We start from the raw sequence: 13757 nt of genomic DNA on the forward strand, positions 1-13757 counted from the left end.
TTAGTTTAAAAATTAAGGTCAATTCCGACTGTCATCGTACGAGGGCGCGGATAAGCGGACCAATCAAACGAAGGTGTCAATGCTCCAGGACGGGTGCTCACTTCGGGATCGAGCCCTGAATATTTTGTCCATGTAACTAGATTTTGTGCAGCGACATAAAGTCGAATGGATTTCATTCGTAATCTTCGGAGCTGATCAGCATTGAAAGTATATCCTAAAGACAGGGTCTTAAGTCGTAAATAGGATCCATCCTCAATCGTTCTGGAAGAATACACTGCTGGCCCCTGACCGCCGACACGATATAACGCGTTGGTCTGGTTTTCCGGTGTCCAACGATCAGCAAAAGAAGCAAACATATTCAGAAAACCGCGAGCGACAGGATCTCCGCCTTCAAACTCAATGCGATTGGCATTTAAGATATCCCCACCATAGCTCCATTGTAAAAAAATATTCAGATCGAAGTTTTTATAATTGAAGTTATTGTTAAATCCGCCGATATGTTTTGGATTTGGATTGCCTATTATTGTCAGATCATAATTGTCAACCTGTCCATCGCCATTGATATCCTTAAAGCGAATATCACCTGGTTTAATGTTTGCTCTGGGGACTCCATTATTGGGTTGCCCCGCCTTCAGCAGATAGTTCCCGTTGACGAGGTCAAAATCTGCGTATTGATAGACACCATCAAAAAGATACCCATAAAACAAGGCTATTGGCTGTCCTGGTATTGCGATATAAGGATATGCATTATTGAAATTTCCCCAAGTGACACGCGTTGCCAAACTCGGCTCTCCTTCATTGAGTTCAAGAACTTTGTTTTTATTAAATGCAATATTAAAACTTGAACTCCATGAGAAATTTGGAGTCTGTATGTTTTTGGTCTCCAATGTAAATTCGATACCGCTGTTAGATACCCGTCCAATATTTTTGAAGCCTGTCAGGAATCCCATACTGGGAGCCAACGTTGCATTCAATAATAGGTCACGTGTCTCCTTGTGATAATAATCTGTTGTAAGGGACACTCTATTCTTGAGTATGGAGAGGTCGAGACCAACATTGGTTTGAACGGTGGTCTCCCATTTTAAGTTTGGATTTCCAAGATTCGTCGGCACCATTCCCTGACCGGCACTGTTACCTACACTGTAGCCTGAAGCGGGATTCATCTGTAAGGCTGTTAGTGATGCATACTCTGATACACGATTATTTCCGGTAGAACCTATTCCTACGCGCAATTTTGCATCACTGATAATCTTGATCGGTTTCAAAAAGTTTTCCTCTTTCAATCGCCACGCAAAAGATCCCGAAGGGAAATAAGCCCATCTGTTGGATTTCGGAAATTTAGAGGAGCCGTCACTTCTGAAAGACAGTGTCAGCAAATACTTTGATCGATAATTATAATCAACCCGCCCCAAATAAGATATCAGCCCATTGGATGCGTCAGTCACTGGCGCCATCGTAATCTGTCCTTCGTCCAGGCCTTTAATACCTAATGATTCATTGGGTACCAAAATGGACGTAAATCCGTTGGTATAATTTCGGACATCTTGCACAGTGAACCCGACGACCGCCTTTAGCCGATGCCCCCCATTAAATTTCTTGTCATAAGACAGGGTATTCTCATTTAATAGATTAGTGACTTCGTTATTCCAAATAGAACCATTTACTTTATTGTTTGAAAAGGGATGTCCTGCTCTGGATTTTGAGTTAAAGAATACTTCCCGTCGTTGGTTTATACGCGTATAGCCACCAGTAGCCCTAAACGTCAACTCCGATCCCAATTTATATTCCAGATAACCATTAGCAACAAGATTTGTACTGAACAGGGGATTATACTCATTCTGCACAGCTAGATAAGGATTGATCCGTAAATCGGTACCTAAGCTTGGGTCCATATCCGGATCAAACAGATCGTCTATCAAAGAAGCATCCGTCAGCGCATTTCCAGTGATCGGCCGAAACCCCCAGAGCCCATACATCAGGCTCGCAGTCGGGCTAGGTTGAGATTCTGACACCACGGTACCATATCGTTTAAAGGCCGTATAGTTTAGATTCAAGCCTATTTTCAATTTGTTATTTATAGTCTGATCCAACACTACTCTTCCTTGATATTTATTAAATCCACTGTTTAGGATTATCCCATCCTGATCCAATAATGATCCAGAGATCGCATATCGTGTACGATCAGTCCCCCCACGTATCGCTATAGAATGATTGTGGGTAACAGCTTTTCTAAAAACTTTGTCCTGCCAATTGATTCCCTCCATATTGCGATAATCTTCAAGGGTTTTACCATCCTTTAGGTATATATTTGTATACAGGGTGGGATTCTGTTCCAATTGATATTTCACAAATTCGTATGGATTTAGCAGTTCTTGCGTTTTTAGAATCTGATTGAGTCCTACCCAACCGTTGTAGTTAATGACCGGGGTTCCAACTTTACCTTTTTTGGTTGTAATAAGAATCACCCCGTTGGCTCCTCTAGCGCCGTAAATCGCTGTCGCAGAAGCATCCTTCAACACCTCCAAGGATTCAATCTCTTCGGGATTAATGGTATTCCCAACAGATGTTTCAACCGGAAATCCATCAACGACATAGAGTGGAGAGTTATCTTGTGTGACCGAGTTATTACCCCGAATAACGATACTGAGTTCCGCTCCCGGCTGTCCATCATTTGAACTTACCTTAACACCAGCCACCCGACCGGCTAAGGCTTCCTCGAAATTGGCAACAGGGGCTTTACGCATATCTGTCAAATTAGCTTGACCTACAGCTCCCGTCAGATCGCGCTTGGTTGTTGTCCCATAGCCGATGACAACAACATCATCGAGTATCTGTTCGCTTCGTGAAAGCTGGATATTCTGGGAACGATCCAATCTGGCCGCATGTTTTACAGTAACATAGCCAACCATTGAAAAAAGTAATAATTCACCTTGAGAGATGGGCGATATAGAAAAATTACCCAATGAGTCTGTAGAAGTTGTTACAGTTTTATACTGATTAGATACTGTAACTCCGACCAAAGGAAGCCCTTCGACATCCATCACTCTTCCTTTGACAGAAGTGGGCTGTTGTCCAAAGGAGGACAACGTTAGAAAAAAAATCCCCAATAAAAGCAGAGCCGCCTTTAGATGAAATAGAGTCATAATAGTATTTATAATTAGTTATTCGTTGCAATCTAGTCTGGTCTAGACTGGTTTGCTTTTATAAAAGTATAAATTATATTTGCCCCTGCAAAAAAAAATTAAAAAAAGATGTAGTTTCTTCTTGAGAATATCTTCAAGGGGGGAGAAAATCATCAAACATATTCCGTTATCTGAATAATATCGAGACTTGCATATAAAAACAAGTTTATCTAAGTTTGACTCTATTATCGTAAATGACTATTCATCACATGTCCACTACAAACGAAACAGGCAAGGGGTCTCGCATGAAGTATCTTCAACTAGTAGATCACATTCATGCATTGATCGAAAAGAACGACCTACATATTGGAGACCGTATTCCCTCTTTAAATCAATTGCAGGATCAACTCGGCATGAGCAAAGAGACGGTCTTGAAAGGTCTTAATTATCTACTCGAAAAAGGAATAATTGAGTCTGTCTATCGCAAAGGATATTATGTAAAGAAAAAACAGGTGGAGCATTCTTATCGCATCCTGTTACTTCTGGATAAAATGAATACCATGCGTGAACAGATTTATCAATCTTTGTTAGTTGAGACCAAAGGGACCGCAGCGATCGACGTCTATTTTCATCATCACAACTTTAATGTCTTTCGCAATATTATCACCGAAAACATCAACAACTATACGCATTTTGTTATTGTTACATTCCTGAAAGATGACCCATCTCCGATCATCAATCTCATCCCTCCGAACAAACGGATTATTATCGACTACAATCAATTGGGACTCTCCGGAAATTATACGGCTATCTATCAGGATTATGAATACGATATTTACAATAGCCTTTCCTTATTGCAGAATAATATTCAAAAGTACCAAAGAATTATATTGATCGCACATCCGGAAGCTTTACATGCCGAACATGTCATCAATGGTTTCGTCCGATACTGCGAAGAGTCAAGCATTAATTATGACATTATTCCAGACGTAGATGAGACAAAGTTTAAGAAGCATACAGCCTTTATCACCTTTAGTCGTTACGATTCGGATGATGTATCCTTAATTAAATTGGCAAAGAAACATGGATTTACATTGGGCGAGGATATAGGCCTTATTTCCTATAATGATACTGACGTCAAAGAGATCCTTGAGGGGGGAATTACGGTAATATCTACTGATTTCCGGGCAATGGGAAAAGCGGCAGCTAAGGCTATACTTCAAAAGAAAACTTTAAACGAACGCAATCCTACTCAAGTTATCATTCGGAAATCTCTTTAACATTGTGAGGTCACAAGTTCGTCCGGCTTAGAAACAGAAAAAGCCCTAACTTTCGTTAGAGCTTTTCAGTCGGGGTGGCAGGATTGGCTCAGCCACACAATGCCCAAACACGACCCTGAGCCTCCTTCGGATCGAACCTTATAGTCCCTAAGAGGTCGTAGGTTCTCGTCCGGCTTAGAAACAGAAAAAGCCCTAACTTTCGTTAGAGCTTTTCAGTCGGGGTGGCAGGATTCGAACCTACGACCTCCACATCCCAAATGTGGCGCGATACCGGGCTACGCTACACCCCGAAAAGGTATCACCTTTGTTTTGTGTGGCACAAAAGTACACTAAAAATATTTTGTTTTCAAAATTATTTTCAACGACACGCTTAACCAACTGATATATTGACAAATAATTTCAAAAACACCAATAAACAACATATTTATAAAAGAAAAGTCCTTAAATAAATGGTCAGCAGATTTTAGATTTAGCTACTGACCATCTGATCTCGTCTAGATTACCAATTTCTTTTGATTACCATAGTGGTTTTAATCGCCCCCTGCTGATTAACCAGTGTGAGCTTCGATACTGTAGAGACAATATTTTCCTGAATTTTATATTCAACACCATCAAAAATCATTGTTTTTGAATCAGGCATACTGTAGTCATAAGCTACCGCAGATTTATCTTTTTTCTTATGCCAGGCACCATCTTTATCAAAATTAAGTGTCTCGCCCTGCTCCATCATTTCACGGGTCACATTTAACTCACCAACACTATTTCCTGCAACAGTTTTAGTCCAGCGTTCCCAATTTCCGGTACGGATTATATTCAGTGCAGCATCCCTTCCAATATTATCAACGGTTTCCTTACTGCAAGACGTCATTCCCACCGCAATTACTCCAAGCAATAGCAGCATCCAATTTTTAAAAGTCATTTTTAATGTGCTAATAATTTATTTTTTGGGGGTACATTTACAAGTATTATACCAAACTCTAACACCCCCCATAGTTACCTCCGATAAATCACCTCGCATTAGTCTTGGAGAAATGTTATAAAACTTTGATGAAATTGTACAAATAAGCCTTTAAAAGAAAAAATATATTTGCATCACTGATACATGAAGCCATTGCGATTTGTCAAGCAACCTATGACGCAGACGAATTTGCAGGCAATTCAATAGATAAATTAAAACAGGTGAAAAAATTAGTCGTCATCTTTCTTTCCATAATATATTCGGTATTGGCCTTAGGCCTTACACAGTACCAGCATATTTGCAAAGGAACAGCTGTAAAACTGTACAGCTGGACGAATACTGAAAACCCTGACAACAATAAACCTTGCCCGATCTGCTCTTCAAAGGACAAGAAATTAAACAAAAAAAAGAAAGACTGCTGTAAACATCAGTCCAAACTGGTCAAACTCAACGACAGTATAAAAAAGCAATCTCACTTTGACTTTTCGGTAAAATTTTGGGGTTCGGCGATACCCAACCAACTGCTGGGTGCCCTATTTGATATATCCTTTGTCAATAGCAATAACGACAAACACCTCACTTATCTATCCTTAAAAAGCCCCATCTGGAGCAATCCGCTCTATATCCTTCATTGTACTTATCGAATTTGATAGCATACATCTTGTAAAAGCTTGTGGTGCCTAAACAGGTACCACCTTAATTCTTGATGTCTACTAACAAATTTTATTTTCGATGAAATTAAAACTCATTGCGTCATTGGGTGTAATCTGTGGAATGAACCTACATGGCTTTTCACAGACCTTAAAACTCGAAGATGCCCTCACACGTGCCGTTGAACAATACGACCAGATAAAATCAAAGCAATTTGTTGCATCGGCAGCAAAACAGCATACTGTCTTTCAAAAACAACAATATCTTCCGGATCTCACCTTAGCAGCACAGCAGAGCTTTGGAACAATAAATGCTCAACATGGCCCTATGTATGCCTATGGCGGTCTTGCATCGGGCTCAACATCCATGCCCCTAGCGGAGCAAAATTGGAATGCCGCATTTGGATCGCTCTATTTTGCCAATATCAACTGGAATGTATACACCTTTGGAAGGATCAAAAATCAGGTGTTCCTCGGCTCAATAAAGGAACAGACAACCGAGGCCGATCTTGTACAGGAAATCTTTCAGCACAAAATAAAAACAAGTGCTGCCTATCTGAATCTATTGGCGAGCCAACGGATAAAATATGTCCTGGAAAAAAATCTGGATCGCGCGCAGGTATTTTATGAAATGACTGCCGCTAGGGCGGAAAGTGGCTTAATCGCCGAAGTGGATGCCCAATTGGCCAAAGCGGAAGTTTCCAATGCAAAATCCCTACAGATCAAATCGTATGACAAGGAACTGGAGTACTCAAAACAACTCGCCATCTTGTTAAATGATGATTTTAAAACATATCAACTGGATACGACTTATAATACCAGCATCCCGAACAGCACGGTAGCGCCACTTGCAAGTTCCGTAGAAAAACATCCATTCCTGCTATTCCAAAACAGCAAAATCAATGAGAGCATACAAACCGAGGAGATCCTAAAATCTAATCGCATGCCCTCTGTTTCCGCTTTTGGCGTACTACAAGGACGCGGCACCGGTTTCGATTGGAACTATATGCAGGATAACTCGGCATACTCTTCAAATTATTTTAAAGGAGTGGGTATAAACCGAGTAAACTATTTGCTTGGCGTTTCATTAAGCTGGAACCTGACTAATATCTTCCGTTTTGATACCAGGAACAGGGAGCAAAAATTGTATACCCAGGCAATCCAAAGAGAACATGAAAAGCATAAAAAAGATTTTATGGCGCAGTCTCTCCTCGCCGATTCTCAGCTTAAAAATGCCATTGACAATTTCAAGGAGACCGAGATTCAATTGTCTGCTGCTAGTCTTGCTTACAAACAGCATAATGCATTGTATGAAAATGGTCTGACAACCCTGGTTGATTATACCCAGGCATTGTATAGTTTAAATAGAGCTGAGATCGACTATGAAATTGCACAGAATAATGTTTGGCAGGCCTTACTATTGCTGGCCGCTGCGCAGGGTGATTTCAATATTTTCCTTCATCATTCTTAAATCTATCCTTTATGAATATCATCAAATTTGCCCTGCAAAAACCAATTTCCATTATGGTTATTGTCATTGGCCTATTATTCTTTGGTATCAAAGCAACCAAAGATGTCAAAGTAGATATCTTACCCGAAATGAACCTGCCTGTCGTGTATGTTGCCCACTCTTTTAACGGCTATACCCCACAGCAGATGGAAGGTTATTTCACCAAAATGTACGTCAACATGCTCCTGTTTACCAATGGTATTAAGAGTATAGAATCAAAGAATACCCAGGGATTGACACTCATGAAAATTGTTTTCTATGAGGGTATTGATATGGGAGAAGCAATCGCAACCATCAATGCATTATCCAATCGTTCCCAGGTATTTTTACCTCCGGGCGCGCCACCACCGTTCATCATCCGTTTTGACGCTTCCTCCCAGCCTGTCGGTCAGCTGGTCTTTCGTAGCAATATGAAAACCAACAATCAACTACAGGATATCGCGAACTTCAGTGCGCGACCATTCTTAATAAAGATACCGGGACTGACAACAGCTCCACCTTTTGGTGGAAGCCCTCGGACAATAGAGGTAAACATCGATCCTTACAAGCTGCGGGCGCACAACCTGTCTCCGGAACAGGTTGTTGAAGCCATCAGTAGAAATAACATCACCTCTCCTTCCGGAAATGTCTATATCGGTGACAAAAACTATCTGACACCGACAAACAATACGGTAAAGAAAATAGAAGAACTGGGGGAAATTCCAATCTTTAAAAACACAGTAGACAATGTATACATCCGTGATGTGGCAACCATAAAAGATGGTGCTGATATCGCCACGGGCTATGCACTGATTGATGGAAAAAGATCGGTTTATATTAATATCGCTAAAGCAGGAAATGCTTCGACCTTGGATGTTGTCAATAAACTTAAAGAACGCTTGCCCGAAATCCAGCGAAATATGCCTGACGATGTCAGCATTTCGTACGAATTTGACCAGTCGGTCTATATCAGCAATGCCCTGAAAAGCTTGGTCATCGAAGGAATTCTGGGCGCTGTCCTGACCGGCCTGATGGTGCTTCTATTTCTGAACGACCGTAGGGCAGCACTGATTGTAATTATGACCATTCCCATTTCGATTATTTCTGGTGTTTTATTTTTGAAGCTATTTGGACAGACCCTCAATATCATGTCCTTATCGGGACTGGCATTGGCCATCGGAATATTGGTCGATGAAAGTACGGTGACCATTGAGAATATCCATCAGCATTTTGCCCTGGGAAAAACGCGTGCCCAAGCGATCTGGGATGCCTGTAAGGAAATCGCTTTTCCGAAACTTTTGATCATGCTCTGCATCCTGGCCGTATTTGCTCCTGCCTTTATGATGACCGGTATTCCCGGTGCATTGTTTATGCCTCTTGCTCTCGCGATCGGGTTTTCAATGATTGTTTCGTTTTTATTGTCGCAGACTTTTGTACCCGTGATGGCCAATTGGATGATGAAACATGATCCCGAAACATGCCATAATCCTGCACATAAGAAAAACTGGTTTGATCGTTTTCGCGAGCGCTTCCTGCATCTATTGTCAAATTTGGTCGCCCGACACAAGATAATCGTAAGCTTAAGTCTGATTTTTGCATTGGTAGCATGCTTTTTCTTATATCAAGGAATTGGTAAAGATGTATTGCCTGCGGTCAATTCCCGTCAGTTTCAGGTACGGATAAAAGCCCCTGAAGGTACGCGTATCGAAGTAACCGAAGGGAAAGTAAAACAGTTTCTAACCCTTTTAAAAGATAAAGTCGGCCCTGATAATATCGCCATATCATCGGTTTTTATCGGTCAGCACCCCTCCACTTTCGCCGTTAGCCCAATTTATTTATACAATGCCGGGCCCCACGAGGCCCTGATGCAGGTGGCATTGAAGAAACTCAAAGGTAATTCGGATGAACTAAAGGATGAACTCAGAAAGTACTTTCATGAAAAGATGCCGGAGATACAGCTCTCTTTCGAACCCATTGAACTTACCGAGAAAATACTAAGTCAGGGCACCAATACGCCTATCGAGATCCGGATCTCAGGGATGATGAAAAAGATGAATCGCATGTATGCGCAGAAACTTCTCGGAAAGTTAAAGGAGATCGACTACCTGCGCGACCAACAGATCCCCCAGTCCATGGATTATCCGGCCCTACAGATTAATATCGACCGGACAAGAGCGGCACAACTGGGACTCGATGCACAGGATATCGCAAAGTCACTGATCACCGCTACCGCATCCACACGCTATACCAATAAGAATTTTTGGGTTGGTGGAATGATGGGAATTGCCTACGATGTGCAGGTTCAAACGCCACAAAATATATTAAACAGTAAAGAAGAACTGGAGAATTTAACGCTTTCTAAGAATGCAGACCGTCCTGTTCTGGGCGATGTCGCAACAATCACAGCAACCAAAGAACTTGGTGAAAGCTATAATTTGGGGACAATGGGTTACACCACGGTTGCCGCAAATCTGCATAAAAAAGATCTGGGACAGGCTTCGCAGGACATTCAAGCAGCTATTGCATCTTTGGGCGAGCTACCAAAAGGTATCAATATTGAAGTCGCGGGGATGGCACCTGTATTGAATGAGACGATGAGTAATCTCGCTACAGGTCTATTGATTGCCGTTGTGGTTATCTTTTTGATGCTTACAGCAACTTTTCAGTCCTTTCGGATATCACTCGTTATTCTCTCTACGGTTCCTTTTGTGATCTTAGGGGCTTTGGTACTATTAAAATTAACCGGTTCGACACTCAACTTACAGTCTTATATGGGACTCATTATGTCTGTCGGTGTTTCGATTGCCAATGCAGTTTTATTAATCAATAATGCAGAATCGCTACGACTGAAAAACCAGAATGCATTAACCTCCGCCATTGAGGCAGCCAAGCTTCGGATCCGTCCCATTATCATGACAACTATTGCTATGGTTGCAGGGATGTTACCAATGGCTATCGGTTTTGGTGAAGGTGGAGACCAGGTCTCACCATTGGGCCGCGCTGTTATCGGAGGTCTTCTTTTTTCAACCTTCTCCGTACTGATCGTCCTCCCGCTGGTATTTGTATGGATACAGCACAAAGCAACAACGACCTCACCTTCTTTGGATCCTGAAGATGAGGAAAGCATTCATTTTGTTAAAACAAAAATCTAATTCTTTATGAAATTTAAGTCAATCATATTACCAGCAATTGCACTATTATTTAGCGCATGCGACCCTGATACAAAAGAGAACAACGGCGCCACAAAGGAAACCCCAAAAGCCGCGAAAATGGGATCCATGCCTTTAATGACCATCCCGATTGCCAAAATGAATCCTACTGTTCCGTTACAACTGGCGGGCGAACTAAAACCTGATCAGGAGACAGCATTGTTTGCAAAGGTGCAGAGTTATGTCAAGACGATCCATGTAGATATTGGTTCGCAGGTCAGCAAAGGGCAGATACTTATGGTACTGGAAGCACCCGAATTGCAGGCTCAAATAGCCAATGCAAAGGCCAAAATACTTTCGCAAGAGGCGATTTACACCGCAACAAAAGCCAATTACGATCGTATGTTTCGGGCAAACCAGACTAAGGGCGCTATTGCCCGCGATGCCCTGGATCAAATTACCGCGCAAAAACTTTCGGACGAAGCCAGTGTAAAAGCAGCTCGAGCCGCCTATACAGAAATACAGGATATCAATCAGTATTTAATTATTCGGGCACCCTTCAGTGGCATCATTACATCCCGAAATACAGATATCGGCGCCTATGTAGGTCCCATGGGTGGAACACCTCTGCTTGTCATCCAAAATTCATCTAAGCTCCGTTTAAATCTATCGGTTCCGGAAGCACATGTTCCCTATGTAGCCATAGGTGACACAGTCAACTTCACGGTAAGGGCACTTCCTGAAAAGAACTTCCAAGCAACAATAACCCGAAAAAGTGGTACGCTGGATCTGAAGTTACGATCCGAAAAGTTTGAAGCGGACTTTGTCAATAACGATCCGGATCTTAAGCCTTTTATGGTCGCCGAAGCAAAAGTTCAGCTTAAAAACAGCAAAGCAACTTTCTTTATACCACGTTCGGCATTGGTCGAAGGCAACATGGGAATCTATGTCATCAAAAATGCCGCTGGTAGCGCAAAGTTTATTCCTGTAAAAAAGGGAAGAATACTCAATGATAAAATTGAAGTTTTCGGCGAACTCATGGAGGGCGACCAGCTGATAAAAATGGCCAACGAAGAAATCACAGAAGGAACACCTATTAAATAGAAAATATATGAAAATTATAAGATCAATGCTATTCTCAGCTTTATTAATTACGCTTGCAATAAGCTGTGGTAGTCCTGAAAACACAAACAACAATGCAGCTGAACCAGCTTTAACGCAAAAGCAATTTGGTTATAAAAAAGGCCAACAGGTGCCACAGGATATGGTCTGTATGGTCAATGACGAATTTATGGGCAAAAAGCAATTGGCAGTGCCTTTGGATGGGAAGATCTATTACGGCTGTTGCGAGAATTGCAAAGAGAGAATCCCAAAAGATGCGAACGTACGCTATGCCATAGATCCACATACCGGGTCAAAAGTAGATAAAGCAAAGGCATACATTGTCCTTATTGGAAATGAAGGTCAGGTTGCCTATTTCGAACATCAGGACAACTATAAGTTGTTTCTGAAGCAGAATAAGGTATTATAGCCATACAGTAAAGAAGATCAAAACGATGGGGCTGCGTCTGGGCAGCCTCATTATTAAAGATCGCGCAACGGTCTATTTTATGTCAGCTTTAATCGCTATTCCTCGGCTTCTAACAGTTGAATAAACTGCTCACCCAAAGGTGAAATCTCGTAACCTACGGTGTGGCTTATTGTTAAACCCAGGTTTTTCAGCTTGCGAATATTTAGTTTCAGCCATTCCTTTTCAAAACCCAGTAACCTCGCAATACCGATCGCATGTAGATTGGGATTTTCTTTTATGGTAGATAAGATTAACCTGGTCCATGGTCCCTGTTTACTAAAAGTATCCAAGCGGGCTATTTTTATTTTCAACTGCACGAACTGCTCCTCGGAGAGTTCAGTCCTCTCCCGTAACTTAATCCGCGGGTCTTCGGAGTGATAACGGACAGGTATCCTGAAAATCGTTGCCAAATGATACTGTCTGAAAGATTTTAAGAGTTGAGTTTTATCTTTAAAACCAGCACTCACAGCCTCTTGATCCGTTATTGCGGACTCGTCGACCGTTTCAATCGCACCGATTTCAACCAAACCAACCGAAGTCTTTAACAGCGTCCCGCTTTTGACAGCAGCCTGTTTCCATTGACGAAAAGCCAAGGTAATTTTTCCCGATTTTATTCCCGCCAGATGAATCTCTTTAAACAGCATCGCATGAATTCTTTATATCCATATTTAATTTCCGATCCGAAACCGAATGAAATTAAAAGCAAAAATCGTGCATTCATTTACGAGTCAACACATGAAGAACCCAAACTATTAAAACAAGAGTTTAGCTATCCCGGAGTTTGCCAAGTTGGGAATTTACCGGTTCAGAGTTATTGGATTGAGTATCACCAAAAGTTCGTTTAGACTGAAATACTGACAAATTAAACAATCTTCAAGAGCACCTGGAATAGATGCCAAAATATCTTTGTAATCAAAGGAGCTGTTAGTTTATGATTTTAGCAAATGGATTGATCAACAAGGTGGAAAATTATATTGATTGTTGACTATAAAAAAAAAGCTATGTACATCACACTTTTTCAGTCGGGAGGAAGTATCGGCTCAGCCACACAATGCCCAAGCACGACCCTGAGCCTCCTCCGGATCGAACCTCGCAGCTCCTTAAGATGTCGTAGGCTCTCGTCCTGCCTAGAAACAAAAAAAGCCCTAACTTTCGTTAGAGCTTTTTAGTCGGGGTGGCAGGATTCGAACCTACGACCTCCACATCCCAAATGTGGCGCGATACCGGGCTACGCTACACCCCGAAAAGGTATCACCTTTGTTTTGTGTGCACAAATATACGCTTATTAGGCATTCCTTGCAAGCATAAATGTAAAAATAAAACTAATCAGCTGATCTAATGAAAGATATTAACGAATATTTATATTTAACTTAAAAGTTAAATATAAAACCGGTATGTGAAGCAGGATATTCCCATTCCAAAAAGCTTTATTCGCTTTACGCGAGGTCCAAAAAGGATCGTGCATAACATAATGTAAAAATCAAAAACGACAACCTATTATTATAAAACACAACTCAAAAAGCTTTATGAGATAAAATT

Annotated in this window: 9 protein-coding genes and 2 tRNA genes; 6 read left to right on the forward strand and 5 right to left on the reverse strand. The window is 41.4% G+C overall.

The genetic code is table 11. The features are described 5' to 3' along the window. Nucleotides 1–5: 5 nt before the first annotated feature. Nucleotides 6–3143, reverse strand: a complete 3138-nt coding sequence (locus tag M2408_RS17765) for a TonB-dependent receptor (protein WP_259184038.1) — start codon at nucleotides 3141–3143, stop codon at nucleotides 6–8. Nucleotides 3144–3391: 248 nt separating this feature from the next. On the opposite strand from M2408_RS17765, the gene M2408_RS17770 reads away from it, so the two are divergent. Beyond that, nucleotides 3392–4402: a GntR family transcriptional regulator gene (locus M2408_RS17770; protein WP_259184048.1), complete on the forward strand. Its 1011-nt coding sequence runs from the start codon at nucleotides 3392–3394 to the stop codon at nucleotides 4400–4402. A gap of 216 nt (nucleotides 4403–4618) precedes the next feature. Here M2408_RS17770 and M2408_RS17775 read toward each other — a convergent pair. Both M2408_RS17775 and M2408_RS17780 read right to left on the reverse strand, forming a co-directional pair. Then, nucleotides 4619–4692, reverse strand: a tRNA-Pro gene (locus M2408_RS17775). Between the two features lie 209 nt (nucleotides 4693–4901). Continuing rightward, complete coding sequence (locus M2408_RS17780) at nucleotides 4902–5321, reverse strand: hypothetical protein (RefSeq protein WP_259184061.1); 420 nt, start codon at nucleotides 5319–5321, stop codon at nucleotides 4902–4904. 260 nt (nucleotides 5322–5581) lie between these two features. Here M2408_RS17780 and M2408_RS17785 point away from each other — a divergent pair, with 260 nt between their 5' ends. The 5 genes from M2408_RS17785 to M2408_RS17805 all read left to right on the forward strand — a co-directional run bounded on the left by M2408_RS17785 (nucleotide 5582) and on the right by M2408_RS17805 (nucleotide 12179). Continuing rightward, nucleotides 5582–6010 carry an HYC_CC_PP family protein gene (locus tag M2408_RS17785; protein WP_259184081.1) on the forward strand — a complete coding sequence of 143 codons (429 nt, stop codon included), beginning with the start codon at nucleotides 5582–5584 and terminating at the stop codon, nucleotides 6008–6010. 82 nt (nucleotides 6011–6092) lie between these two features. Next, nucleotides 6093–7481 (forward strand): TolC family protein, encoded by a 1389-nt coding sequence (locus tag M2408_RS17790; protein WP_259184087.1) that lies wholly within the window; start codon nucleotides 6093–6095, stop codon nucleotides 7479–7481. Nucleotides 7482–7492: 11 nt separating this feature from the next. Beyond that, nucleotides 7493–10651 carry an efflux RND transporter permease subunit gene (locus M2408_RS17795; protein WP_259184089.1) on the forward strand — a complete coding sequence of 1053 codons (3159 nt, stop codon included), beginning with the start codon at nucleotides 7493–7495 and terminating at the stop codon, nucleotides 10649–10651. A 6-nt stretch (nucleotides 10652–10657) separates the two neighbouring features. Further along, nucleotides 10658–11752 carry an efflux RND transporter periplasmic adaptor subunit gene (locus M2408_RS17800; RefSeq protein WP_259184090.1) on the forward strand — a complete coding sequence of 365 codons (1095 nt, stop codon included), beginning with the start codon at nucleotides 10658–10660 and terminating at the stop codon, nucleotides 11750–11752. Nucleotides 11753–11759: 7 nt separating this feature from the next. After that, the gene (locus M2408_RS17805) at nucleotides 11760–12179 is read left to right on the forward strand and encodes a hypothetical protein (protein WP_259184093.1); all 420 of its coding nucleotides are present in this window, start codon (nucleotides 11760–11762) and stop codon (nucleotides 12177–12179) included. Nucleotides 12180–12274: 95 nt separating this feature from the next. Here the strand turns inward: M2408_RS17805 and M2408_RS17810 are convergent, their stop codons facing one another. Beyond that, nucleotides 12275–12862 (reverse strand): hypothetical protein, encoded by a 588-nt coding sequence (locus M2408_RS17810; RefSeq protein WP_259184096.1) that lies wholly within the window; start codon nucleotides 12860–12862, stop codon nucleotides 12275–12277. 525 nt (nucleotides 12863–13387) lie between these two features. Next, nucleotides 13388–13461 (reverse strand) — tRNA-Pro (locus M2408_RS17815). Nucleotides 13462–13757 lie beyond the last annotated feature (296 nt).

Source organism: Sphingobacterium sp. BIGb0165 (assembly GCF_024810095.1).
GTDB classification, from domain to species: Bacteria; Bacteroidota; Bacteroidia; order Sphingobacteriales; family Sphingobacteriaceae; genus Sphingobacterium; species Sphingobacterium detergens.